The sequence below is a fragment of the Brevundimonas sp. SPF441 genome, from assembly GCF_009661015.1.
Lineage (GTDB): Bacteria > Pseudomonadota > Alphaproteobacteria > Caulobacterales > Caulobacteraceae > Brevundimonas > Brevundimonas vesicularis.
The window spans coordinates 13,228-37,478 of sequence record NZ_WJWX01000002.1 but is presented as its reverse complement, the minus strand read 5'-3'; the positions used below and the strand labels follow the sequence as shown (position 1 = coordinate 37,478).

20 protein-coding genes are annotated in these 24,251 nt (G+C 66.5%); 5 read left to right on the top strand and 15 right to left on the bottom strand.

Annotated features, from left to right (window positions below; genetic code table 11):
• Positions 1 to 42: 42 nt before the first annotated feature.
• On the bottom strand, positions 43 to 1,224 hold the full coding sequence (locus tag GGC30_RS01790; protein WP_153922397.1) for a cell wall hydrolase: 1,182 nt from the start codon (positions 1,222 to 1,224) through the stop codon (positions 43 to 45).
• Positions 1,225 to 1,459: 235 nt separating this feature from the next.
• Here GGC30_RS01790 and GGC30_RS01785 point away from each other — a divergent pair, with 235 nt between their 5' ends.
• Positions 1,460 to 4,699, top strand: coding sequence for a PAS domain S-box protein (locus tag GGC30_RS01785; RefSeq protein ID WP_228763542.1), 3,240 nt, complete (start codon positions 1,460 to 1,462; stop codon positions 4,697 to 4,699).
• A gap of 79 nt (positions 4,700 to 4,778) precedes the next feature.
• Here GGC30_RS01785 and GGC30_RS01780 read toward each other — a convergent pair whose 3' ends face one another.
• Positions 4,779 to 5,135 carry a DUF6481 family protein gene (locus tag GGC30_RS01780; protein WP_055752926.1) on the bottom strand — a complete coding sequence of 119 codons (357 nt, stop codon included), beginning with the start codon at positions 5,133 to 5,135 and terminating at the stop codon, positions 4,779 to 4,781.
• A gap of 246 nt (positions 5,136 to 5,381) precedes the next feature.
• Positions 5,382 to 5,567, bottom strand: coding sequence for a hypothetical protein (locus GGC30_RS01775; RefSeq protein WP_153922393.1), 186 nt, complete (start codon positions 5,565 to 5,567; stop codon positions 5,382 to 5,384).
• 511 nt (positions 5,568 to 6,078) lie between these two features.
• Here GGC30_RS01775 and GGC30_RS01770 point away from each other — a divergent pair.
• A complete protein-coding gene (locus tag GGC30_RS01770; protein WP_228763541.1) occupies positions 6,079 to 7,140 on the top strand; it encodes a cell wall hydrolase in 1,062 nt (353 codons plus the stop codon).
• A gap of 21 nt (positions 7,141 to 7,161) precedes the next feature.
• On the opposite strand, the gene nadC is transcribed toward GGC30_RS01770, so the two are convergent.
• From nadC to nadA, 4 genes are read right to left on the bottom strand one after another with little or no spacing between them, the layout of a single operon-like run.
• A complete protein-coding gene (gene nadC / locus GGC30_RS01765; protein WP_153922389.1) occupies positions 7,162 to 8,019 on the bottom strand; it encodes a carboxylating nicotinate-nucleotide diphosphorylase in 858 nt (285 codons plus the stop codon).
• Positions 8,016 to 9,530: an L-aspartate oxidase gene (locus tag GGC30_RS01760; protein WP_153922387.1), complete on the bottom strand. Its 1,515-nt coding sequence runs from the start codon at positions 9,528 to 9,530 to the stop codon at positions 8,016 to 8,018. The genes nadC and GGC30_RS01760 overlap by 4 nt, the downstream gene beginning before the upstream one ends.
• Complete coding sequence (locus tag GGC30_RS01755; protein WP_153922384.1) at positions 9,527 to 10,387, bottom strand: metalloprotease; 861 nt, start codon at positions 10,385 to 10,387, stop codon at positions 9,527 to 9,529. Before GGC30_RS01755 ends, GGC30_RS01760 begins: the two co-directional genes overlap by 4 nt.
• A 58-nt stretch (positions 10,388 to 10,445) precedes the next feature.
• The gene (gene nadA / locus GGC30_RS01750; protein ID WP_153922380.1) at positions 10,446 to 11,525 is read right to left on the bottom strand and encodes a quinolinate synthase NadA; all 1,080 of its coding nucleotides are present in this window, start codon (positions 11,523 to 11,525) and stop codon (positions 10,446 to 10,448) included.
• A gap of 202 nt (positions 11,526 to 11,727) precedes the next feature.
• Here nadA and ilvA point away from each other — a divergent pair, with 202 nt between their 5' ends.
• Both ilvA and GGC30_RS01740 read left to right on the top strand, forming a co-directional pair.
• On the top strand, positions 11,728 to 13,242 hold the full coding sequence (gene ilvA / locus GGC30_RS01745) for a threonine ammonia-lyase, biosynthetic (protein WP_153922378.1): 1,515 nt from the start codon (positions 11,728 to 11,730) through the stop codon (positions 13,240 to 13,242).
• A 69-nt stretch (positions 13,243 to 13,311) separates the two neighbouring features.
• Positions 13,312 to 15,519, top strand: coding sequence for a methyl-accepting chemotaxis protein (locus GGC30_RS01740; RefSeq protein WP_153922375.1), 2,208 nt, complete (start codon positions 13,312 to 13,314; stop codon positions 15,517 to 15,519).
• 37 nt (positions 15,520 to 15,556) lie between these two features.
• Here GGC30_RS01740 and GGC30_RS01735 read toward each other — a convergent pair whose 3' ends face one another.
• Positions 15,557 to 15,955, bottom strand: a complete 399-nt coding sequence (locus GGC30_RS01735; protein WP_017504716.1) for a host attachment protein — start codon at positions 15,953 to 15,955, stop codon at positions 15,557 to 15,559.
• A 109-nt stretch (positions 15,956 to 16,064) separates the two neighbouring features.
• On the opposite strand from GGC30_RS01735, the gene GGC30_RS01730 reads away from it, so the two are divergent.
• The gene (locus tag GGC30_RS01730) at positions 16,065 to 16,775 is read left to right on the top strand and encodes a LamG-like jellyroll fold domain-containing protein (protein WP_153922373.1); all 711 of its coding nucleotides are present in this window, start codon (positions 16,065 to 16,067) and stop codon (positions 16,773 to 16,775) included.
• On the opposite strand, the gene GGC30_RS01725 is transcribed toward GGC30_RS01730, so the two are convergent.
• The 7 genes from GGC30_RS01725 to GGC30_RS01695 form a co-directional block, all read right to left on the bottom strand.
• Entirely contained in the window at positions 16,772 to 17,299 is a 528-nt protein-coding gene (locus GGC30_RS01725; RefSeq protein WP_153922370.1) for a methylated-DNA--[protein]-cysteine S-methyltransferase, read from the bottom strand. The genes GGC30_RS01730 and GGC30_RS01725 overlap by 4 nt on opposite strands.
• Positions 17,283 to 18,362: a bifunctional transcriptional activator/DNA repair enzyme AdaA gene (locus tag GGC30_RS01720; RefSeq protein WP_228763540.1), complete on the bottom strand. Its 1,080-nt coding sequence runs from the start codon at positions 18,360 to 18,362 to the stop codon at positions 17,283 to 17,285. The genes GGC30_RS01725 and GGC30_RS01720 overlap by 17 nt, the downstream gene beginning before the upstream one ends.
• A 70-nt stretch (positions 18,363 to 18,432) precedes the next feature.
• Complete coding sequence (locus tag GGC30_RS01715) at positions 18,433 to 18,642, bottom strand: helix-turn-helix transcriptional regulator (protein ID WP_153922366.1); 210 nt, start codon at positions 18,640 to 18,642, stop codon at positions 18,433 to 18,435.
• Positions 18,635 to 19,336: a hypothetical protein gene (locus GGC30_RS01710; RefSeq protein ID WP_153922363.1), complete on the bottom strand. Its 702-nt coding sequence runs from the start codon at positions 19,334 to 19,336 to the stop codon at positions 18,635 to 18,637. Before GGC30_RS01710 ends, GGC30_RS01715 begins: the two co-directional genes overlap by 8 nt.
• A gap of 72 nt (positions 19,337 to 19,408) precedes the next feature.
• A complete protein-coding gene (locus tag GGC30_RS01705; RefSeq protein WP_370451830.1) occupies positions 19,409 to 20,557 on the bottom strand; it encodes a hypothetical protein in 1,149 nt (382 codons plus the stop codon).
• A complete protein-coding gene (locus GGC30_RS01700; RefSeq protein ID WP_370451829.1) occupies positions 20,554 to 20,889 on the bottom strand; it encodes a PadR family transcriptional regulator in 336 nt (111 codons plus the stop codon). The genes GGC30_RS01705 and GGC30_RS01700 overlap by 4 nt, the downstream gene beginning before the upstream one ends.
• Positions 20,890 to 21,030: 141 nt before the next feature.
• A complete protein-coding gene (locus GGC30_RS01695) occupies positions 21,031 to 23,988 on the bottom strand; it encodes a TonB-dependent receptor domain-containing protein (protein WP_153922358.1) in 2,958 nt (985 codons plus the stop codon).
• Positions 23,989 to 24,251 lie beyond the last annotated feature (263 nt).

Sequence of the window (24,251 nt, the reverse complement as noted above, 5' to 3'; positions counted from 1 at the left end):
GACATCAATGCTTGGAGTGACGAAGCGTTGCAATGCAGGATGTCAGTTCGCGGGGCGACCGACTTCCTCCACATCCATTGTCGTGACGCCTGTGGGTGCCGGGGCGGCGGGTTTGGTCGACGATGCTGGCCGCTCCATGGCGTTCAGGCGCGCGTTGATGGCGGCGACTTCATCACGCGTCGGCAGGCGGCGACCGCCCAGGCTGACCACGCCGACGACCCGCTGCTGACCATCGATCTCGACCGTCTTCAACGGCGCGTCTTTCAGCGGAGCGTCGGGATCGGCGCCGCCGGTTGCAGAGCCGGCGGCGATCGTCATACGGGGACGCGAGAAACGCGCCTCGTCGATCGCCGGCTCGCGCCCATTGTAGGTTTTGCGGAAGGCGGCTGTCTCGCCATAGACGCCCTTCCAACGATAGAAGATGTGGGCGCCGATCTGCGTCACCTTGGCCACCGTCGGCGCCCACCAGGGATGCACATAGTCGGCGTGATAGTGTGTGGCAGTCCCGACCTCCTGAGCCACGGCGCCGTTCAGCGCGCGCTCCGCCACCTTGCGCGCCCGCTCCCAAGCCCAGCCGACCGGCGCCTGGCCCAGCGAGCCGTCGCAGGTGAAGCTGAACTGACAGCCCGTGACGCGTTCGGCGCCCTCGAACACCACGCCGCAGACGGTGTTGGCGTAGTTTGGATCGCGCACGCGGTTCAGGACAACCTGCGCCACGCCCGCCTGGCCGTTGTCCGGCTCCAGCGCCGCCTCGTAATAGACCGCCTGGGTCAGGCAGCGCAAAGCCCGCCTGCGATCATCGGCGCTGCCCTTGAACACGAACGGCAAGGCGGGACGCAGCGCGCCGGACGCGGGCGCCATGGCCGCGTTCAGACGTTGGGCCTCAAGGCCGCTCTTGCCCGGTTCCAGACCCGGCTTTCCGGCCAGCGTCAAGCTCTCCCAGCCCGGCGTCAGCCCGTAGAGAGCCGGCTGCAGAAGGTTGGGATCATGCCGCATGGCGACGGCCAGCTGTGACGGCGTCAGTCGCCCCTTGATCGCAGCCAGCCCGCCCGCGCCGAGGTCGCCGCCGGTGATGCGCGAAACCGCCTCGGCCGTCCGATCCATATCGGGTCGCACGCTGGACCCCGCCGCCATGGCGACGCCCAGCACCGCGCCGGCCGCGGGCAAGGCCGCCGCCGAACGCCGCAGCGCCTTCCACATCGTCTTCCAGGGCAACCGGGTCATTCAGGGTCCAATAGCCGCGATCGGCGCACCGGCCTTTCGCTGAGATCGCGCGTCTAGTCCGACTTCTAGGCCATTTTCCGGCGTCACGACGACCGCCGTTATCAAACCCCCTGCGCGTCAGGGGTGGTCGCCCCAAACGCAAGGTGTAAAACTATGTTCCAGCGAGGCAAACGCGTCGCTGGTGGGGCGAACCGACGATATGAGCGCAGGCGGATCGAAACGGCGGATCGCGGTCATGGATCGCTGGCTGATCGGCCTGGCGCGCTTGTCGACGGCCTCGCCGACGCATCGCCTTTTGATCGGGATCGGCATCGCTCTCGCGGGTCTGGCGATCCGGGCGGCGGCGTCGCCGCTGTATGGCGAGGTGACCGGCTTCACCATCCTGTTGCCGGCGGTGACCCTGGCCGCTCTGGCGGCCGGCTGGACCGGAGCCTTGACGGCGCTGGCGGTGTGTACCGGCGGCGGCTGGGCGATCGTCGCGCTGACGGCCACCGGACGGGATGGCGTGCTTGACGCCATCGGCGGTGCGGCGACCTGGAATTTCGTTCTCGTCGGCCTGTTCATCGCGGCGGTGGGGGCGTCGCTCCGCAAGGCCCTGTCGCGGTTGAGTGAAAGCGAGACCCGGTTCCGCGAACTCGCCGATACCGCCCCCTCGCCGATCTGGCTGCTGGATGCCAAGGGCGAGTTCGAGTTCGTCAACGCCGCCGTCTTCACCCTGCATGGACTGGACATCGAGGCGTTGCGCGAAGGCGGCTGGAAGACCGCCGTTCACCCCGACGATCTGGAGACCGTAAAGGCGGCAGAGAAGGCCGGCGCCGCTGATCGCAAGCCGTTTCAGATGGAGGCGCGCGTTCTGGGGCAGGATGGTGTTTGGCGCTGGATGCGGGCCGTCGTGCGGCCGCGCTTCGACGGCCAAGGCGTCTTCGTGGGCTATGCCGGCATTTCCTTCGACGTGACCGAAACCCGCGAGGCGCTGGATGCGGCGGCGCGCGCCGCGCGACGTCAGGCCTTTCTGCTGGACCTCAGCGACCGGCTGCGCGACCTGACAAATCCCGAAGACATCATGGCCGACGTGGAGAGTACGCTCGGGGCACTGCTGGATGTCGAGCGGGTGGGCTATGGCGAGGTCGATCAGTCGGCGGGAGTCGTCTCCATGAGCCGCGACTGGACCGCCGGCGTCGCAAGCGCTCAGGGTCAGTTCAGCCTGAACGCCTTTGGCGAAGGTCTGATCTCGGACCTGAACGAAGGCCGCACCATCCAGATTTCAGATGTGTGCGAAGACCCTCGCACGGCGGCGGTCGCCGACGCCTTCGACGCCATTGAGACCCGCGCTCTGGTGCGCGCGCCGCTGATCCGGACCGGACGTTTGCGCGCGTTTCTCTATGTCCATTCGGCGACGCCGCGCGACTGGACCGAGGCTGAGGTCAGCCTTGTCGAAGAAGTCGCGGCGCGCACCTGGGCCGAGGTCGAGCGCGCCCGAGCGGAAAACGAGACCCGTGAGAGCGAACAGCGGTTCCGCGCCATCGCCGACACCGCGCCGGTGCTGATCTGGGTCACCAAACAGGATCGCACACGCGCCTTCGTGAACCGCGCCTATGTCGATTTCCACGGCTCGGACTATCAGACCGTCCTCAACCTGGATTGGCGAAGCGCGCTGCATCCCGAGGATCAGGCGCGCATCCTGGCGGAATCGATTAACGGGGAAGCGACGCGCGAGCCCTTTTCGATGGAGGCGCGCTATCGCCGTCACGATGGCGAATGGCGCTGGCTGAAGTCCTTCTCCCGTCCCCGTCTGGCGGGCCAGGAGGTCGTCGGCTTCGTGGGCGTGGCGTTCGACGTGACGGACATGCGCACGGCCCAGGCGCGACTAGAGGAATCCGAGAACCGCTTCCGCACGGTCGCCGACAGCGCGCCCGCCCTGATCTGGATGAGTGACGACGCCGCCCAGATGGTGTTCGCCAACAGGCGCTACCGCACCTTCTTCGGCGTCGAGGCGGACGCGCATCTGCCCGATAGCTGGCGACGCCTGATCCATCCGGACGACGAGGGGGTCTTCGCCGCCGCGTTCATGCGCGCCTTCGAGGCCCGGGATCGGTTCGAGGCGCTGACGCGGATCAACCACTCGACGCTCGGCCCGCGCTGGCTGCGAACTGAAGGCGTGCCGCGCTTCGACGCCTCGGGCCTATTCCAGGGTTATGTCGGCGCCTGTCTGGATGTGACCGACGCCAAGCGGGCCGAAGACGACCTGAAACGCATCAATGAACTGCTGGAAGAAAGGGTCGACGAGGCCCTGATCGAAAAGGCCCAGGCCGAGGCGCAACTGGTCCATGCCCAGCGGATGGAGGCCGTCGGGCGGCTGACCGGCGGGGTCGCGCATGACTTCAACAATCTGCTGACCGTCGTGATCGGGGCGTTGGACATCATCCTGCGCAGCGAGGACGCGGCCAAGCGCAAGAAGCTGGGCGAGGCGGCGCTGGCGGCGGCGCGACGGGGCGAGAGCTTGACGCATCAGTTGCTGGCCTTCTCGCGTCGTCAGGCTCTGCGGCCCGAGCCGATCGATCTCAACGCCCTGATCCGCGAGAGCGAACCGCTGCTGCGTCGGGCCGTCGGCGAGGCCGTGGACTTCAAGGTCAAGCTGAAGCGTGGCGGCGCGCCCGCCAATGTCGATCCGGCCCAGTTCGAAGCCGCGCTGCTGAACCTGATCGTCAATGCGCGCGACGCCCTGGGCGATGTGACCGGGGCCAGGGGCCGCCAGGCCCGCATCACCGTGCAGACGCGGGCCTGCACGGTCGAGGCCGGACAGATCGCCGAACTGGCGGCGGGCGACTATGTCTGCGTCAGCGTCGCCGACAACGGCGAAGGCATGTCGCCCGACATCCGCGACCGGGTGTTCGAACCCTTCTTCACCACCAAGGGCGTCGGCAAGGGGACAGGCCTGGGGCTGAGCCAGGTCTATGGGTTCGCGCGCCAATCGGGCGGCGGCGTCCAGATCATCTCCGAGCCGGGACGCGGGGCCGAGATCTGCATTTTCCTGCCGCCTCTGTCGGCGGAAGACGCCGCAATGACGTCCAGTCTGGTCGCCGCCGATGGCGTCCCCGTAGTCGAGGGCGGGCGGATGTTGCTGGTGGAGGACGACGCCGGCGTCGCCGCCATTGCGCTCGAAATCCTGGAAGGTTTCGGGCTGGAGGTCGATTGGGCCGAGACGGGCGACGATGCGCTGAAGTTCCTTCAAGCCGACGACTTCGATCTGATGCTGACCGACGTGGTGATGCCCGGCGGCATGAGCGGCATCGATTTGGCGCGCGAGGCGGCGGCGCGCTGGCCGGATTTGCGGATCGCCCTGACCTCGGGCTACGTCGGCGAGGACGTGGATGCGGTGCTGGCCGACACGATCTGGCCCCTGCTGCGCAAACCCTATTCGTCGGACCAGTTGCGCGCCCTGCTGGAACGCCTCAGCGCCGCGACGACGAACTAACGAAGCGGGGACCTGACGGCCAAAGAAAAACGCGCCGCAGCGATGCGACGCGTCGATCTGTTTCGAGCCGCAGTTGGATTTAGCGGCGGGCCTTGCGGGCGGCGTAACGCGCGTCGCGCTTGGCCTTCTGCTCTTCCTTGGTCAGTTGCTTGCGCGCCTTGCGGTCGGCGCGCTTTTCCGCGTCGATCTCTTCCTGGGCGGCGAGTTCGGCGGCCAGACGCGCGGCTTCCTTTTCAGCCTTTTCACGACGCTGCTCGGCCTTGGCCAGCTCGTGCTGCTGACGCAAGGCCTCTTTTTCGGCGGCGCGCTTTTCAGCCAGACGCTCGAACTCGGGATCGGGCGCGGCGGCCTTTGGCTTGAATTTGGCGAGCAGGGCCTTCTTGGCCTCTTGCTGGGCGGTAATGCGGTCGGAGAATCCGGTCTTCAGATCTTTCATGCGAAAGCGTCAGGGTTCCTTGTGAGCGACCAGGGCGGTCGTCGGGGGTCAGGCTGCGCCACGCACGGCCCGAAGCGGGGCGCACAAAGCCGATAAGCGCGCGAAAATCAAGGTTCGCAGCCCGCAAATCGGCCTGATGCGTCATTTGGAGCGTCGCGGCGGCGTGGCCGCAACACTTCGTTCAGATAGGCGACGCAGCCCTGATCGCAAGCGCTGCGATAAGAGCGTGCGTCGACCGAACTCGTCTTAGTTCGGCTTTTGCGCCTGACCGACAGCCGTCCCGGCCGCACCGCCCACGGCGGCGCCGACCGGGCCGCCGACGACCGCGCCGGCGATAGCACCGCTGGCGGCCTTCTGTTCGATGGTCGCGCCGCAGGCGGACAGGGCGATGGCCGCCGCAGCGGCTGCGGTCACGGTGACAATTTTTATCATGGGCTTCTCTCCAAAGGCCACGCTTGAACGCGAACGCGGCATAGCGGTTCCTGGCTTGAGCTCTAGTTGCGCCGACAACCACCGCCACAATTCTAAACAGCTTTGTTCGCGCCAGTTAGTTTGTTGCGATGCAGCATATCTAGACACAACAAGTTCAACTGTTGATGGATACAGTATTCGCCCTATAGATTTATCCAGTCTTGCCGTTTTGCAGCCACATGGGTCGCCGCGACTGAAAAATACCTACCGAATCCGCTGCGTTAACCATCGGATTGCGAATCGAACACATTGAGGCCACAAAAGGCTGGCTAAAGGCCCGTCCTCGACGCCCGGGCCACTGAGCCGAGCGCCGGAATTTGCAGGCTGGACCGCGACCGCAATGGGTCGCCTCGCCGGCAAGACTACCCCGGGGGCCGCGTTTCTCGCCCTGCTGAACAGGACTACCTCGTTGTCGCATTCCTCGCAGACGCGCGCCATTTTGCGCGCCGATCGTGTGGCCAAGATCAAGCCCATGACGGCTGTCGCAGCCTTTGGCGGTCTGATGGGACTGGCGATCGGATGCGCCTATCTGGGCGGTACGACGGCCCGCGCGACGACGCTGCGCGCCCAGGCCGAACGGATTCAAGGCGCAACCGCCGCTGGGTTCACGGAAGAAGCCCTCGCCGCCGCCGCCGGCGGCCTCGACGCCAGCGCCCTGACCATTGCGCGTCGTCATGATCCCTACACCAGCGCGGGCGCGGCCCAGCGCGACCGTCAGGCCGAACTGCTGGCCGCCCGTCTCGAACAACTTCGCGCGCCCGGCGACCCCAACCTTCGCCGTGCCAGCCTGACCGCACCGACCGCCGCGCCCGCCTTCCGCGTCTCCAATGCCTTGGACGCCAGCCGCGATCTCGATTGCCTGACCCAGGCCGTCTATTATGAAGCTCGTGGCGAGGGCGCCGACGGCATGAAGGCCGTGGCTCAAGTCGTCCTGAACCGCGTGCGCCACCCCGCCTTCCCCAAGACGGTCTGCGGCGTCGTCTTCCAGGGCGCGGCGCGCAGCACCGGTTGCCAGTTCTCCTTCACCTGCTCCGGCGCGATGCGCGGCCGCGTCAACCAGGCTGCCTGGAACCGCGCCAAGACCGTGGCCTCGAACGCCATGTCGGGGTCGGTCTTCTCGCGCGTCGGCAATGCGACCCACTTCCACACCACAGCCGTGACGCCGGGCTGGCGTTCGTCGCTGGTGCAGGTCAGCCAGGTCGGCAGCCATCTGTTCTATCGCTTCGGCGGCCGTTCGAGCACCGGCGGGACCTTCACCTACGCCGCCCGTCGCGCGGCGCCGGCGGACCAGCCGCGCCTGATCCAGGCCGGCCTCAACCCGGTCGAAACTGCGCGTCAGGCCGGACAGGCGGTCGCCTATTCGATGGTGCTGGCGCAGGAAGGTCGCGCCCTGCCCGCGCCGACGGCGCAATCGACGACGCCTTCACCCACCGCCACGCGCGCCGCCGCGCCACAACCGGCTTCTCGCCCCGCGCGGTCGAACGAAACCTCGGCCAAGACCGACGTCGCCGAAACGGCCTCTAGCCCCGCTTGATCGGCGGAGGCCTGCAAGCCGTCAGAGCGCGTCCAGGCCGATATCCAAAACGGGCGCCGAATGGGTCAGGGCGCCGACCGAGATGACGTCCACGCCCGTCTCGGCGATGCCGCGCACCGTCGTCAGATCGATCCCGCCCGAGGCCTCCAGCACGATCCGCCCGGCGACGCGCGCCACAGCGGCGCGCAGGTCGTCGAGGCTGAAGTTGTCCAGCATGATGACGTCGGGCGCCGCACCCTCGTCGATCAGGGCCAATACGGCGTCCAGCTGATCCAACCCATCAACCTCGACCTCGACCTTCATCAAATGCGGGGCGAAGGCTTTGGCCCGTCGCACCGCCTCGGCGACGCCGCCACAGACAGCGACGTGGTTGTCCTTGATCAGGATGGCGTCATCCAGACCGAAGCGATGATTGATACCGCCGCCGCAGGCCACGGCGTGCTTTTCCAACGCGCGCAGCCCGGGCGTGGTCTTGCGCGTATCCGCGATCCGCGCCTTGGTCCCGGCGACGGCTTGAACATAGGTGCGCGTCAAGGTCGCCACGCCGCTGAGCCGTCCGACCAGATTGAGCGCCGTCCGCTCGGCCGAGAGGAAGGCCCGCGCGTCGGCGTCGACAACCGCCAGCACGGCGCCGGCCTCGAAGGCGTCGCCGTCTCGCAATCTCAAATCGATCGAGGCTTTGGGGTCCATGGCCAGCACGGCCAGGCGCACGCAGTCGATGCCCGCCAGCACGCCAGGCTTCCTTGCCGCAAAGGCCGCCTTCATCCGCGCATCCTCTGGGATGCAGGCCATGGCGGTCATGTCGCCGGCACGACCCAAGTCCTCAGCCAGCGCCAGCCGCACGACAGGCTCAATCAGCACCTCGGGAAGTCGTCTCATTCCGCCGCCTCCAACGCCGCCGGGTGTGGGATCCGCACCCGCGTATGCACCGCCGCCCCATCCGTCTGCGGATAGTCCGACCGGTAATGCCCGCCCCGGCTCTCGCGCCGGTCCAGAGCCGCCTGGGCGATGAGCCTCGCCGCCAACAGGACGGCCGCCGGCCCGTGCTGGCTCTGCAGCCGGTCAATCAGGGAGATGAGGGTCTGTAGTCCCTCCGCATCACGCACCACGCCCGCATGCGCCGTCATGGCGGTCCGCAGTTCGGCCATCGCCGGATCCGGCAGGTCAGGCGAGATATTAGCCGCCAAGGGGCGGCCGCCGCCGACTTCCTGGGCCGCCGACCGGCCCGCGCGCCGACCGAAGGCCGCCGCTTCCAGCAGGGAGTTGGACGCCAGCCGGTTGGCGCCGTGAACGCCGGTCGCCGCGCACTCCCCGACCGCATAAAGGCCCGCAACCGTCGTACGGCCGTCCGCGTCGGCGGCGATCCCGCCCATATGATAGTGGCACGCCGCCATCACCGGGATCGGACTGATGCGTGGGTCCAGCCCGGCGCGCATGCAGGCGGCGAAGACGGCGGGAAACGCATGGGGAAACTCGTCCCCGATCGCCGTGCGTGCATCCAGATAGGCCCCTCGCTCGTCCGCGCGCGCCGCATGGACCGCGCGCGCCACCACGTCGCGCGGTTTCAGATCGGCGTCGTCCGCCTCGCCCAATAGAAAGCGTCCCTGACCATCGATCAGTCGCGCCCCCTCACCCCGCAAAGCCTCGGTCGCCAGCGGCGCGGGGTCCAGTCCCACGTCGATGGCGGTGGGGTGAAATTGGACGAACTCGGGATCGAGGATTTCCGCGCCGGCACGCGCCGCCAGCGCGATACCCTCGCCCTTCAGCGCCGCCGGGGTCGTGGTCGCCGCGAACAGGCCGCCCGCCCCGCCGGTGGCCAGGACGACCGCCGTCGCCGTGATCTGGACCAGACGTCCGCCGCGCACGACCACCGCCCCGACCACACGGCCGTCGGCGTCCTGCAGCAGGGCCTTCAGCCGCGCGTCGTCCCACACCTCGATCAGCTTCTCAGCCCGCACCGCCGCAACCACGGCGGACAGGATGGCCCGCCCGGCCCCGTCGCCGCCGACCCGCGCCACGCGCGGCACCGAGTGGGCCGCCTCCAGGCTGACGACGAAACCGCCGTCCGCATCGCGGTCGAACGGCGCGCCCAGGGCCGCCAGCCATTCCACAGTCTCGCGCCCGGCGTCGGTCAGGGCGCGCGCCGCGACCGGCTCGACGAGACCCGCACCCGCCGCCTCGGTGTCCTTCGCGTGCAATGCGGCCGAGTCCTGCCCTGTCAGCGCCGCCGCCATCCCGCCCTGCGCCCAGGCGGACGAACAGGCGCTCAGCAAGGGCTCGGGCGTCACGACGAGAACCTTCGCGCCGGTCTTGGCCCCCTCCAGCGCGGCCGACAGCCCCGCCAGGCCCGCCCCGACGATCAGAGGTCCGTCATGCCGCGTTCGGTTCATCGTCCAAAGCCCAAATAGTTGAGGCCCAACTGCACCGCGCCGGCCGGATCGCCCCCGGTCATCGGCATCAGGGCGCCGACGGCCGCCGCCGCGCACAACGCGAGGGTCAGCAGATAGAGGGCCAAGCTCTTGGCCGCCTCGGGCCAGCTCAGCGTTCCCCAGGCCGGACGCCAGACGCCGCGCTTCAGATGGCTGAACACCGACAGAGCCAGGAAGGCGGCCAGGATGAACCGCCCGGTCGTCAGCCCCCACCAGACCACCGCCACGCCGATCACCAGCAGCACGATCTGCTCCAGACGCGGATGCACACGCGTCAGCACCGGGCCAAGAGCCTTGGATCCATCCAGAGGCGGCGCAGGCACGAGGTTCACGAGGTTGAGCATGGCGATGAAGAAGGCGCCAATCAGCCACTCCCCCTGGCCGAGCACGATCCAGACCCCGACGAAGGGGATCATCGCCAGCAGGCCGAACGCCGGTCCGGCCAACGACACCAGAACCCCGTCCCACTCGCTTTTCGGGTCACGCCGCGCCTTGGCCAGGCCGCCAAGGAAGGGGATGATGTAGATGCGGGCCGGCCCCATGCCGAGCTTGTTCATCACCAGAGCGTGACCCGCCTCATGGACGAACAGGCCGATCAGCACCGCGCCCGCCACGATGGCGCTGCCCGTGATCCACCACAGGAAGCCGCCCATCAACGCCGTGGACAGCATCGCCCACACCAGGCTCTGGTCCTTCTCGACCGGCGCTTCGGCTGCCGGCGTCGGCGCGGTTTCACGCGCCGATGTCGCTTCGGGCTTGGCGTCCCAAGGTCCCGGCGTACGGCCAGGCGTCTGATCTGTGGTGTCTGTGTTGCTCATGGCGTCCAGATGGGCGCGGACGACCGTCCCGTCGCCGGGACCGATCGCCGCGTCACGCTCAGATCAGCTCCACATCGACGTGGTGGCGCGCCTTGACCAGATCGTAGCGCGCGGGAATGGCGGGCGGCGGCAGGTCGATCATTCGCTGCACCGCCAGGCGTCCACGTTCGATCATGTCAGAGGGCACGATCACCTCGAACTGCATGTGCAGCAGGCAGTCATGGATGTTCTGAAGCGTGATCCGCTTCATGTGCGGGCACAGGTTGCACGGGCCGATGAACTGCACGCCCGGCACGTCGCCAGCGACGTTCGAGGCCATCGAACATTCGGTGATCATCACCACCTGTTTGGGCCGGCGCGCCTCGACATAGTCGGTCATCGCCGCCGTCGAGCCGGCGAAGTCCGCCGCCGCCAGCACGTCCTCAGGGCATTCGGGGTGGGCCAGGATCTCGGCCCCCGGATAGGCGGCGCGCATCTCGGCGATATCGGCGACCGTGAACCGCTCGTGCACCTCGCAGCGACCTTTCCAGGCGATGATGCCGACCGTCGTCTGGGCCGCGACATTGCGCGCCAGGAACTCGTCCGGGATCAGGATGACCCGATCCACGCCCCATTCCTTGGCCGCCCATTCGACCACCTGAACAGCATTGGCGCTGGTGCAGCAGATGTCGGTCTCGGCCTTCACATCGGCGGTGGTGTTCACATAGGTCACGACCGGCAGACCGGGGTAGCGCTGCTTGATCAGCCGCACATCCGCCCCGGTGATCGATGAAGCCAGCGAGCACCCGGCGCGCAGGTCGGGGATAAGCACGGTCTTCTCGGGCGACAGGATCTTGGACGTCTCGGCCATGAAGTGGACGCCCGCCTGGACGATCACCTTGGCGTCCGACCGCGCGGCCTCCTTGGCCAGGCCCAGGCTGTCGCCGACATAGTCGCCGACCCCGTGGAAGATCTCGGGCGTCATATAGTTGTGGGCCAGGATTACGGCGTCGCGCTCGCGCTTCAGCCGGTTGATCTCGCTGATCAGGCGCGCCTGTTCGGGCCACTCCAAAGGCGTGACGTGGTCCTTGACCTTGGCCCACACCCCGGCGGTTTCCCGCGCCAGCTCTTTCGTCAGACCAAAGGCGCCGTCAGCCATGATCATCTCCATACCCTTATGCTCACATTTAGCATAAGCAGGCGCAATGTAGGCCTATGCGGGCGCTGTGCAAGAGGAAATGCATGCCGCCTCCTATCCGCCACCGAAGACAAAGATTTGCAAAAACCGTTCCCATTTCGGCGAATATCGCCTAGACGGCAGCCCACTTCTTTGCTTCCAAGCGCCTATCCGCAGCATTTCCATGCAGGACACCATCCGCCGCATCCTCACCGCCCGTGTCTATGACGTGGCGGAGGAAACGCCCCTCGACCCGCTGCGCCGCCTGTCGGCCCGGCTCGACCGGCTCGTCCTGCTGAAGCGCGAGGACTTGCAGCCGGTCTTTTCGTTCAAGATCCGCGGCGCCTACAACAAGATCGCCGGCCTGTCGGAGGACGAACTGTCCAGGGGCGTCATATGCGCCTCGGCCGGCAATCACGCGCAGGGAGTGGCCCTGGCGGCCGCACGTCGCGACATTCCCGCCACCATCGTAATGCCCACCACCACCCCCGGCATAAAGGTCGCGGCCGTGCGCGCCCGTGGCGGCGAAGTGGTTCTGCATGGCGACAGCTTCGACGAAGCCTATGCCCACGCCCGCCATCTGGAAAGCCAAACCGGCGCGGCGTTCATCCATCCCTTCGACGACCCCGACGTCATCGCGGGCCAGGGCACGGTGGGCCTCGAGATCGCCCGTCAGCACGCCGATCCGATCGAAGCCATCTTTGTGCCCATCGGCGGTGGGGGCCTGGCCGCCGGTGTCGCGGCGATCGTCAAATTCCTGCGGCCCGAGACCCGCGTCATCGGCGTCGAGCCGGTTGATGCCCCGACCATGAAGTCCGCCATCGATGCAGGCCAGGTCGTGACCCTGAACGAGGTCGGCCTGTTCGCCGACGGGGTGGCCGTGCGTCGCGCGGGCGAGCTCACCTTCGACTTGTGCAAGGATCTGCTGGACGAGATCGTGCTGGTGGACACCGACGCCATCTGCGCCGCGATCAAGGACATTTTCGACGACAGCCGCGCCATCGCCGAGCCCTCGGGCGCCGTAGCCTTGGCGGGGCTGAAGGCCTGGGCCGCCGCCCACCCCGGAAGCGGCAGTCTGATCGCCGTCAACTCGGGCGCCAATCTGAATTTCGACCGGCTGCGTCATGTCGCCGAACGGGCCGAGATCGGCGAGGGCGCCGAGGCCCTGCTGGCCGTGGCGATGAAGGACGACCGCGACGACTACCGTCGATTCCTGGACAGTCTGGACGGTCGTTCGGTCACCGAGTTCAACTATCGCTGGTCTGGCGACGGGCAGGCGCAAATCTTCGTCGGCGTCGCCCTGCGAAACGGTCCGCATGAACGCGACGACCTGATCGCGGCCCTGCGTTCGGGCGGTTACGCCGTCGAGGACATGAGCGACAACGAGACCGCCAAGCTGCACGTCCGCTACATGGTTGGCGGCCGCACCGTCGGCCTGCCCCACGAACGCATCCTGCGCTTCCAGTTCCCCGAACGCCCCGGCGCCTTCCTGCGCTTCCTCAATAGCCTCCAGCCAGCCTGGGCCCTGACGCTATTCCACTATCGCAACCACGGCGACGACGTCGGCCGGGTCCTCGCGGGCATCAGCGTGCCTCCCCAGGAGCAGGACCAACTGACCGCCGCCCTGGCCGATCTGGGCTACCCCTACGTCGACGAGACCGCCAACCCGGCGTGCCGCCTGTTTCTGGACGGTGCGTAACTACGTAGTGCGACCTTAACCGGACGTTTGCGGGCGGCGGCGCATGGATACAGGCCTACGGAGCCCGTCATGTTCTCGTTCAATCGCCTGTCCATCGCCCTGAAGCTCGCCGTTGTGGCGGGACTCGCCATCGGCGCCTTGATGATTGTCGCCGCCGTCGGCGTGACGGCCTATTCCGGTGCGATCGTCCGCGACATGGCGGGCCGATACGCCGAAAGCGCTGCACAAGAGGCCTCGCAAGAAATCCGCAACGAGATCGTCTCGGCCGGCACGGGCGCCAAAACCCTGGCGGCGACCCTGGGCGCCGCCCGACAAACGGGCCTGACTGACCGCGCCGCCTATACAGCCTTGGTCAAGCCGAACGCCGCAGCCACCGATCAGGTCATGGGCGCCTGGTTCATGGCCGCCCCTGACGCCGTCGGCGCCGACGCCGCCCACATTGGTGATGCGGCGAGCAGTTCGAACGTCAACGGACGACTTTCCATCTATTGGGTGCGGCGCGACGGTCAGATTTCCCTCGAGCCTGAGGCTGACGGCTCCGACTTCGAACAGGCCTATTACACCGAGCCGATGGCCAGCGGCGCGCCCGTCGTGGTCGAACCGTACGAAGAGAATATTGGCGGCGGCAAGGTCGCGATGACCTCGGTCGCCTATCCGGTGCGCGCCAACGGCCGCATCATCGGCGTCGCGGGCCTGGATATCACCTTGGCCAACCTGTCGCAGCGCTTGGCGGCGATGAGGCCGCTGGGCACGGGCCGCGTGACCTTGGTGTCGAACAAGGGCGTCTGGGTCGCCCATCCGGACGCCGCCGTGCGAGGTCAAGCCTATGCGGACGCTGGCGCGGACATCGTGCGCAATGTCATCGCCAAACGCCAGGCCCAGGCGGTCGAGGGCGTCAGCGTGAACGGCGAGCCGGTTCGCCGTCTGGTTCAGCCCGTGATCCTGCCCGGTCAAAAGGCGACCTGGGCCGTCGTACTGGACATTCCCGTCGCGACGATCGAGGCCCCGGCGCGGCAGTTGGCCTTGATGCTTCTGGTCGGCGGGGTTTTGATCATCGCCGCCATCATCGTCGCCCTACTGATCACCAGCGACCGTCTGATCCGACGCCCGCTTGCGCGTCTGACGGCGGATGTTCGGACCATGAGCGAAGGACGTTATGACATTCCCGTCGCCGGTGCGGACAAGGCCGACGAACTGGGCCAGATTGCGCGGGCGCTCGAAGGGTTCCGGCTCGAGCTTGCGGACGGTCTGGCGCGGCGCGACCAGCAGCAGCGAGAACGTGCGGCCGCCGAGACCGATCGTCGCCGGCACGCCGAGGAGACCGAGGTTTTCGCCGCCTCGCAAACCCGCGCCGTCGAGACGTTGGGCGAAGGTCTGTCGCGCCTCGCCGCCGGCGACCTAGCCTGGCGGATGCCGGAGGCGGGCTTCACCGCCGACACGCGTCGCATCCCGGAAGACTACAACGCCGCTTTGCATCAGTTGCACACGACGATGACCGGCATCTGGACCACGGCCCAGTCGATGCGCGGCGGATGTCAGGACATCGCAGCCGCGGCCGACAGCCTGTCGCGCCGCACCGAGCAGCAGGCCGCCGGTCTGGAACAGACAGCCGCCGCGCTGGACGAGCTGACGCAGACGGTGCGCAGCAGCGCCGAAAACGCCGAGCGCGCCCGAGACATCACCCAGGCCGCTCAGGCGGCGGCGGACAAGGGCGAGGCCGTCGTGCAGGACGCAATCGGCGCCATGTCGGAGATCGAGCAGTCCTCGACCCAGATCAATCAGATCGTCGGCGTCATCGACGAGATCGCCTTCCAGACCAGCCTTCTGGCCCTGAACGCCGGCGTCGAGGCCGCCCGGGCCGGGGAAGCCGGACGCGGTTTCGCCGTCGTCGCGTCCGAGGTGCGGGGCCTGGCCGAACGGTCGGCCAGCGCCGCAAAAAAGATCAAGGCGCTGATCGCCCTGTCGCAAAGCAATGTGCAGCGCGGATCCGATCAGGTGTCGCTGACGCGCGATAGCCTCAGCGCCATCGCTGTCCAGGTCGCGGAGGCCAACGCCTTGGTTCGCACCATCGCCGCTGCGACGCGCGAACAGTCGGTCGGCATCGGCGAGATCAATGTGGCGATCAATCAAATGGACCAATTCACCCAGCAGAACGCCGCCATGGTCGAGGAATCCACCGCCGCCAGCCACGCCCTGACGAACGAGGCCGGCGAACTGGAGGAGCTGATCAGCCGCTTCGACCTGGGTCAGACGGCGCAGTCGAGACGCGCCGCCTGATCATGGAACGGGCGCCGCCCACAGCGCCCGTCTGTCTTCACGCCTTATCGATGGCGGCGGCGATCTGATCGCTGGAATGGCCCGTCAGGTCCTTGGCGATCTCGCCGACCAGCTTGGCTTGAAGGTCCTTGTGCCAATGCTTGCGCAGTTCGCCGAGCGTCTTGGGCGCTGCGATCACCAGCAGTTCGTCGATCTTGTTGGTGACCGACCATTTGTTCAGCACCTCGGCGACGCCCATGGCGAAACCGTCCTCGGCCTGGGTGTCATTGTCGGGGTTGGCCTCATTGGATCGGCGGCCGGCCGAACCCGAAACCCGATCCGCGATGGCCGGGGTTTCCAGCGGCGTCAGCTTGATGTCCGAAGCGTTCGTATTCTTGAACAGGGCCAGCTTCTCGCCATCGACCACCGCCACCAGCGCGCCATTGGAAAGTTTCATCGTCGATACTCCAGTCTGTAGGGATCGAGACAACGAACCGGGACGCAGGCCGTTGCCTCGCGCCGCCGATCCCATAGTGTCGCGCGACAAAACCGCCGGGAGATGAACCATGCCTGACGTCCTGCCGCTGGACCGCCGCCGCCTGATGGCTCTGGGCGCATCGGGCGCCGCGGCTGCGATCCTGCCGGGGTGCGCGACCATGACGGCTGCGTCGACGCGCCAGTCGATATGGACCTTCGATCGCCTGACCGACATCGGGGGGATCGAAACCCGCGTCGAGGGCGCGCCGAGCCTGATCGACAGTCCGTTTGGCCGAGCGGTTCAGTTCGACGGCGTGGACGACGCCCTGTTCATCGATCAGCATCCGCTGGCCGGGGCCGAAAAATTCACTTTCGAGGCCCTGTTCCGACCCGACGGCGGCGCCTTCGAGCAACGCTGGTTTCATCTCGCCGAAGAGGCTCCGGCCGGTCAGCCGCCGTCGCAGACGCGCTTCCTGTTCGAGATCCGCGTGGTTCAGGACCGCTGGTACCTGGACGCCTTCACGCGCGGGCCGGGCTACAACCACACCCTGATCTTCCCCGAGCGGCTCCATCCGTGCGGACAGTGGTTCCACGTCGCGCAAACCTTCGACGGCGTGCTGTACCGGGCCTATGTCGACGGCGTTCTGCAGGGCGAGCACCCGGTGCCGTTCAAGCCGCAAGGGCCGGGCCGCGCCTCGGTCGGTTGCCGCATCAACCGCGTGAACTACTTCAAGGGCGCGGTGCGTCAGGCCCGCTTCACCGACGCCGCCCTGCCGCCCGAACGGTTCACGCGGGGTTAAAGCAGCCGGCCGCCCGCCTCATGCGCCAACAGCCAGCGTTTGCGCTCCAGCCCGCCCGCATAGCCGGTCAACGTTCCGTTCGCTCCGATCACGCGGTGGCAAGGCACGATGACGCCGACCGGATTGGCGCCGTTGGCTAGGCCCACGGCGCGGACAGCCTTTGGCGCGCCGATCGCCGCAGCGAGTTGACCATAGGTGCGGGTCTCGCCGGAGGGGATGTCGCGCAGAGCCTTCCACACCGCGCGTTGGAACACGGTCCCGCCGGTCTTCACCTCAATGGCGTCGAAGGCGGTCAGGTCGCCGCCGAACCAGGCCTCGACCGCCCGGCGCACCGGCTCCGGAGCGCGGCCTTCGGTCAGCACGACCTCACCGTAGTGTCGACGCAGCAGCAGGCGCAGACGGGCTTCGTAGTCGTGGAAGTCCAATGCCCGCACCGCGCCGTCGCCGTCGGTGACGACCAGCACCTCGCCGACGGGCGACGGGATGCGATCCAGGGTCAGATGCATGTCAGGCTGCTTGGTCATCTCGCCGCTCTTCGCTCAGGGCCCAATAGAGTGCGCCATAGGCCCGCCACGGCCGCCACCGCTCGGCGCGCGCCAGCAGCGCGACGTCCGTGGTCGCCAGCCGGTTGCTGGGCGCATCCTCGCCGGCATCGATCCAGTCGCCCGCAAGTCTCAACCCCGGCCTGGCCCTGATTGCCGCGCGCAGCACGGGGTCGGCCGACAGGTCGCGCGTGATCGCCTCGGGGTCGGCGGCGAGGTCGAACACGCGTCGCACCCGCGCCAGCACGCCCGGCAAGGCTTTCAGATTGTCGATCCGCGCCTCGACCGCCGCCTTGCCCGGCTGAGCGGGGCGCACCGTCACCGCACCGTCCGTGCCATCCACGTCGGGGCGCAGTCGCCGGGTCCAGGCGCCGTTGACCACTGCTTCGCCCGCGACGCTGCGCATCGCCAAGGTCGTCATCATGGCGTCCCAGTCATAGGGCGGGCGATAGGACAGACCGATCTTGATCACCCCGCCCGCTTCGGCCTCGACCTTGCGGTGCCGCAGCTCGGACGGCGCGCGGCCGTACAGGGCCTGAAACGTCTCGTTGAAGCGTCGCACGCTGCCGAAGCCGGAAGCCATCGCCACCTCGGCCATCGACAGGTCGGTCTCGTGGATCAGCTGTTTGGCCAGGAGGACGCGCCGTGTCTGGGCCACGCTGACCGGGGCGGCGCCCAGATGCTGGCGGAACAGGCGGCGCAGCTGCCGCTCCCCCATGCCCAGACGTGTCGCCAGGGCCTCCGCATTTCCGGTATCCATCGCCCCCGCCTCGATCAGAGCCAAGGCGCGGCTGACAGTGTTCGACGTGCCGCGCCAGGCGCCCATTTCCGGCGCCGTCTCGGGCCTGCACCGCAGACAGGCCCGCAAGCCCGCCGCCTCGGCCGCTGCGGCGCTGGGGTGAAAGGCCACATTCTCGCGCTTCGGCGTCCGCGCCGGGCAGACGGGCCGGCAGTAGATCCCCGTCGATGTCACGCCGGTGAAGAAACGCCCGTCGAAACGGGCGTCCCGCGCCACGACGGCGCGCCAGCAGGCCTTCTGATCCAACAGCTGATCCATGCCCGCAGGATGCGCCGCCCGCACGACGATGTCTCGCGGTTTTCGGACATGGATCGGATCAGTCTCTGAGGAAGAACAAGGCCTCCACCGTCGTGTCCAGGGCCCGCGCCAGTTCCAGGGCCAGCACGGTCGAGGGCACGAAGACGCTGTTCTCGACCGTATTGATGGTCTTGCGCGAGACGCTGGCCTTGTCGGCCAGCCCCTGCTGCGTCAGGCCTGCGGCGGTGCGCGCCTCCTTCAGCCGCGAGCCGAGCCTGGGATCACCCATCGCGACCGGCCTCGCGATCCAGCCAGGCGAACCGCAGGCCCGCCGACGCCCCGCCCAGCGCCAGGACATAAGGCAGAGCCAGCACGCCATAGTCCGCGCGCCATAGACCCAGACCCAGGGCCACGGTGACCCCGCCCATCAGCACGACGAAGGCCAGGATCATCGATCGCGCCCGCAGCACCTGCGTCAGTTCGTCTTCCATCAGACGGCGGTTCTTCTGCGCGTTCCAGTCCCAGCCCATCAGCAGAACAGGGATCAGCCAGCCGTACAGGACCGGCAGGAGGATCTGGACATAGGCGCCGAGATTGTGGTCGCCGCCCAAGACCCGCAGCATGGCGCTGTGGGCTTGGACCATGAACATCAACATGATCACCGGGTAGAGGATCAGTAGTCGTGTGCGCTCTCGCTGCAGCTTGTCGCGGCGCGACCCTTCTCCACCTCCAGCGACATTGATCGGCCGACCTGGCCGTCCGCACCAGGCCATAAGCCCACCCACGATCAAGAGGCCAAAACCCACGCCCGCGGCCACACCCGCCGTCGTCGCTTGATCACCATCGGCCCCGAGAAAAAAGGCGAAGCCTGCGCCGTTGACTATGGCGGCGGCGCCGACGACCGAAATCGCGACGCCGCCCCACCAGTATCGACGCCGGCTCGATTGCACCCGCAGAACTGCGGCGTTTTCGTCCTTGTTCACGACTTCCTCCTGAAGTAACCTTGAGGTGACATATCACCTATAGGTTACACGCCGTCAAGAGGGGATGTCGCCTTATCGACCGACGACCAGTCGCGCCGCCGCGCGGATGACCCGCACCACCTCTGCGGCGAAGGCCCAGACCACAACGACCATCAGGAGCGTCGCCACCCCGCCGACATCGTCGCCGGAGCGGCCGATGAGAACCCGAATCCGATCCACGAAATCGGTCACGCTGCCGACCCAGATCAGCGGCGACAGCGCCGACCAGAACCAGACCCACAGCAGGCCCCAGGCGGCGGCGACACCGAACGCCAGGTCGCCCAGCGCCGTCAGCCGCGCATTGCCGCCCGACGCCGCCCGCATCAGGTCGAAGCCGATGCGGCAGGCCGCGAACAGGGCGACCGGCCAATAGGCGACCCGCACCATGTCGGCCAGAATGCGGCCGTAGTTGACGCCGTCGATCACGCCGAACAGCTCGTCGGGCGAGACTGGCCGCGTCTGAAGCAGGCCCGTCCACCACAGCAGCACCACGGTCCAGCCAATGGCGCTGGCCACCGCACGGGCCACGGGCGACATCTCGGCGCTCTTGCGCACGGCGCGGCCTGACTTCGAGGCGCCTTCAGCGCCCCTGGTGAACCATTCGCCCTTGGCCATCCGTTGGGCGGTCCACTGTTCGGCATCGAAATCGCCCCCCAGCTCGAACACACCCAAATCCTTGACGCGCCATTTGGCAATGAAGTCCGGCTTCTTCGACTGACGCTCCAGGACGAAGCCGATGGCGGTCAGCAGGCCGACGACCGTGATCGCCCCGCTGATCAGGCTGGAGATCCCCTGCCCGATCGCCTGGCCCACATAGACGTCGCCGACCAGGACCCGCACCGCCAGGCCGATCAGGGTGACGGCGGCCATCACCGTCAGCCCGACCTTCAGCCCGAACATCCACCACGGATAAAGCTCAGGCCCGATCAGGGCATGTGGTCCTGGGCGATAGCGCGCCGCCACGCTCAGCGGATGACCGACCTCGCGCAGCAGGGCCTCGACCTCGTCGTCGGTCGGCGCGCGCCCCAGACGCGCTTCCAGCGCTTCGAGACGCCCCATGATCTCGTCGCGCAGCTCGGCGACGATGTCGTCGCGGTTGTCCTTCGGCAGCTGGGCCGCCACGGCCTTCAGATAACGTTCGACCAGGTCCATGCCGGTCTCTCCCTCTTTCCCGGTGTTCACAGCATCTTCTCCAGCGAGGCCGACAGGCCCCGCCATTCTACAGCGAGCCGTTCCAGCATCACCTCCCCGCGCGAAGACAGGCGGTAGAACCGCTTCTTGCGCCGCTCCTCCTCGCGCCATTCGCTGCCCAGTAACCCCTGGCTCTCCAGCCGGCGCAGCAGCGGATAGAGGGTGCTCTCCTCCATCTCGACCCCGACCTCGCCCAGGGCGACCCGCAGCGAATAGCCGTATTGCTCGCGCCTGAGGCTCGCCAGCACGGCCAGGATCAACGACCCCCGCCGCAGCTCCAGCCGCAGACTCTCGAACAGCAGCGCTTCCTCGTTCTGGCTCACGCACAATCTCCGTGCGTCACATAGTGTGTGACACACAGTGTGTGCAGCATACTGTGCGAGGGAGTCAAGCTGTCGCCGCGCAAAAGAAAAGGGCGGCGGACCGAAGTCCGCCGCCCTTTGTCGTCTGGAACGAGACCGTTCTTAGAACGACTTGGTCAGGTTCACGAAGGCCGTGCGGCCCAGGTAGTCGTAGCCCGAGTACAGCGGGGCGTTGCCGACCCGGTTGTAGACGCCCGACGAGATCACGGGCGGGTCTTCGTTGAACAGGTTGCGCACACCGGCGGTCGCAGTCCAGCCGTTGGCCGAATATTGCACCGAAGCGTTGTGCAGCCAGTAGTCGCCGACTTCCAGGTCGTAATCCGAAGTCGCCGGATCCTCACCATAGTAATCGTAGCTGTCCGTACCCTGGATCCACTCAACGCCGTAACGAACACGCCACTTGTCCCAGGCGTACGATACGTCGGCCGTGCCGGTGAACTCCGGATTGTTGACCATGCCAGTGAAGTCTTCCAGCGGGTCTTCGGCGAACAGTTTGCTGGAGATTTCCGTGTACTGCGTCACAGCCAAGTTGAACAAAGCCGTGCCGGGACCAACATCCTTGCGGTAGCGCACGGTGTAATCCAGGCCCTTCACATTGTCTGTAGCCAGGTTGATGTAGCTGTCCTGCACCGTCAGGCTGTTGTCGACCGTGCTGCGCGTGACGAGACGGCAGAAGCCGTTGTTAGCGGCGAAGTCAGCAGGGTTGGAGTCGTAACAGCGGGTAAGGATTTCACCTGCACCCGTGCGAGACACGCCGTTCTCGACCTCGATTTCATAGTAATCGACGGCGAAGGACAAATCACCCCAGTTGGACGGCAGCGGCGGCTGGAGAACCAGACCCACCGTCATGTTGGTGGAGGTTTCGGCCGACAGACCGGCGTCTGCGCCACCCGAGGTGACGACACGAACGCTGGTTACCGACTGGAAGTCGCCCGGCAGACCTTCGGCCGTGCAGTTGGCGACCCGGTTCGGATTGACGTTTGGCGCACCGTAGTTGTTGCAGCGATCGAGCGTGTTGGACTGGAAGCCGGTGGTCGCCCCCACGAACTGCTCGAACAGCGCAGGTGCACGATACGATGTTCCGTAAGTGCCGCGAACCGTGACCCAGTCAATCGGACGATAAACCAGACCGATCTTGTAAGTCGTGTCGTCGCCGTAGGAATCATAGTCGGTGTAGCGGAACGATCCGTTCAGCGTCAGTTCCTTGGCGAACGGCATATCCGCCAGAAGCGGCGCTTCGATTTCACCGAAAACTTCTTTCACCGAATCCGAGCCGCGCGTGATGGCCGAGGTTGAGAAGTTGTAAGTGTTGCCCCGTTGGCTATCGAGACCGGGCGTGTCGTCGATTTCCGACTCACGCCATTCGGCGCCAAAGAAGCCCATAACTTGGCCGGCAGGCAGGCTAAACAGCGGACCGTCGATGCCGAAGCTGACGACCTTTTCGGTAAACTCGGTGGTGCCGGTCACCGGACGGAAGACATAGTTGACCCAGTTTTGCGGCAGAACGCCACCAATGGTTTGGGTGTTCAGAACAGGGGCAGCGATACAGCCAGGATTGGCTCCCAGTTGAGCACACTGGAACTGGCCCGGCGCGGTCTGCACGACATCAAGCGTCTCAATCAGGCGGTCCGTTAGGAACTGCTCGCTGGTATAGGTCGATTTGGAGCGCGAGTAGCTGACGGACGCGTCGTAGCGCCATTCGGGGATGAAGAAGTTGCCCTTTATGCCCGCCACGTAGCGGCCAAAATCGACCTCTTGTTCGGAGTAGTCGTTGCCGAACCCGATGAAGGCGCGAACGCCGACATTCTGGCCTTTGTTCAAACCCTGGTCGGCGAAGGCGACACTGCCTCGAAGATTGGCAGGGATCAGCGGGCTGCCAACAGCATAGTCCAAGGCCAGCTGACGATAACCGGTCTGCGACGACTTCCGGCGGTTGAACAGAGCTTCACCATAGACCTCGGCATCGCCAAGCGCTTGAAGCTGGTAGCCCGCTTCGCCGTAGAGTGTCGTAATCTCGACTGGCGAAATCAGAGACTCGTTCAGCATGCGATCCTCGAACGTGTCACGCACATTGACGTCGTTCAGGCCGCCGCCGACGCCCTCGAAGCCGACCAGACCGGTGGTGACGGCTGAGTTCGGGCGCCAACGGTTGAAGGTCGTGCCGACAGCTCCGGCCGCGGCCACGCCTGCAGTTGTACCGGTGCCGATCGTGTTGATCGTCACGCCGTTCGAGCCGGTCGTGGTGATCGGATAGCATTTCGACAGGCCGGTCAGCGGATCGATGAAGTCCTGGCCATTGCGGAACCCGTCAGTCTGGCAACGCGTGAACTCACGGTCCCGCAAGGTCAGTTCGTCACGCTCGTAACGCTCGATTGAGCCCGCTGCGCGCCAGCGATCGCCGCTGGTTCCGGCCGTCAGCGATAGGCGAGTCGAACCGCCAGCGCCATTTGCCTCTAGCGCCTCGTTGCGCTGGGCTTCGATCGTCACGCCCTGAATGTTCTTGCGAGTCTGGATGTTGACCACGCCAGCGACGGCGTCAGAGCCGTAAACCGACGAGGCGCCATCGCGTAAGATTTCGACGCGGTCGATCATTGCGGTGGGCAGGACGTTCAGGTCAGCCGCGCCGACCGATCCGCGCGAGCCGGCCGGCGAAACGCGGCGACCGTTGAGGAGAACGAGGGTTCGGCTGGGCGACATACCGCGCAGACCAATGGTGTTGGCGCCAGGGCCACCGTCGGTGACGTAGCCGCCATAGGAGTTATTGATCTGCGACGTGCCGCCAGTGACGGCTGTGCTTTGCAGCGCCTCAGTGGTCGAAGCGAAGCCCTGCAGCGTTGCCTCTTCACGTGTCACGACCTGCGTTGGTGAGGGCGCATTAAAATTATCGCGGCGAATGCGTGAACCGATGACAACGATCTCGTCAACATTCGCAGCTTCACCGTTCTGAGTAATCGCAGCATCTTGAGCCACAGCCATAGACGGAGCAAACATCGCAAGCGATGCTGTAACAATGCCGCCGACAACAGTCGATGCAAGTAAGTGGTTCTTACGGTTTCGCATACGTCTTATCACAACCCCAATTGGCACGATATTAATCGCTTATCTGCATAACGCAGATATATATCATCGATATACATAATGCATCGATTGTGTGACAGCCGTAGTCGCAACGAAGGCTGTCCACAACTGAAAAAGTCACACAATCGTTCAGAAGGCGGTGAAATTGGGCGTAGAACGTCGCAGTTCAGCCTGAAATTACGAAAAAGATTCTTACATTACGTTGGTTTTTAGATCGATTTGTTCCATGTTGCGCGATATGGCCG

What these genes read in the sequence shown, in the direction of transcription:
- GGC30_RS01790 (WP_153922397.1), bottom strand. Translation starts at nt 1,224, where the DNA reads ATGACCCGGTTGCCCTGGAAGACGATGTGGAAGGCGCTGCGGCGTTCG.
- GGC30_RS01785 (WP_228763542.1), top strand. Translation starts at nt 1,460, where the DNA reads ATGGATCGCTGGCTGATCGGCCTGGCGCGCTTGTCGACGGCCTCGCCG.
- GGC30_RS01780 (WP_055752926.1), bottom strand. Translation starts at nt 5,135, where the DNA reads ATGAAAGATCTGAAGACCGGATTCTCCGACCGCATTACCGCCCAGCAA.
- GGC30_RS01775 (WP_153922393.1), bottom strand. Translation starts at nt 5,567, where the DNA reads ATGATAAAAATTGTCACCGTGACCGCAGCCGCTGCGGCGGCCATCGCC.
- GGC30_RS01770 (WP_228763541.1), top strand. Translation starts at nt 6,079, where the DNA reads ATGACGGCTGTCGCAGCCTTTGGCGGTCTGATGGGACTGGCGATCGGA.
- nadC (WP_153922389.1), bottom strand. Translation starts at nt 8,019, where the DNA reads ATGAGACGACTTCCCGAGGTGCTGATTGAGCCTGTCGTGCGGCTGGCG.
- GGC30_RS01760 (WP_153922387.1), bottom strand. Translation starts at nt 9,530, where the DNA reads ATGAACCGAACGCGGCATGACGGACCTCTGATCGTCGGGGCGGGCCTG.
- GGC30_RS01755 (WP_153922384.1), bottom strand. Translation starts at nt 10,387, where the DNA reads ATGAGCAACACAGACACCACAGATCAGACGCCTGGCCGTACGCCGGGA.
- nadA (WP_153922380.1), bottom strand. Translation starts at nt 11,525, where the DNA reads ATGGCTGACGGCGCCTTTGGTCTGACGAAAGAGCTGGCGCGGGAAACC.
- ilvA (WP_153922378.1), top strand. Translation starts at nt 11,728, where the DNA reads ATGCAGGACACCATCCGCCGCATCCTCACCGCCCGTGTCTATGACGTG.
- GGC30_RS01740 (WP_153922375.1), top strand. Translation starts at nt 13,312, where the DNA reads ATGTTCTCGTTCAATCGCCTGTCCATCGCCCTGAAGCTCGCCGTTGTG.
- GGC30_RS01735 (WP_017504716.1), bottom strand. Translation starts at nt 15,955, where the DNA reads ATGAAACTTTCCAATGGCGCGCTGGTGGCGGTGGTCGATGGCGAGAAG.
- GGC30_RS01730 (WP_153922373.1), top strand. Translation starts at nt 16,065, where the DNA reads ATGCCTGACGTCCTGCCGCTGGACCGCCGCCGCCTGATGGCTCTGGGC.
- GGC30_RS01725 (WP_153922370.1), bottom strand. Translation starts at nt 17,299, where the DNA reads ATGACCAAGCAGCCTGACATGCATCTGACCCTGGATCGCATCCCGTCG.
- GGC30_RS01715 (WP_153922366.1), bottom strand. Translation starts at nt 18,642, where the DNA reads ATGGGTGATCCCAGGCTCGGCTCGCGGCTGAAGGAGGCGCGCACCGCC.
- GGC30_RS01695 (WP_153922358.1), bottom strand. Translation starts at nt 23,988, where the DNA reads ATGCGAAACCGTAAGAACCACTTACTTGCATCGACTGTTGTCGGCGGC.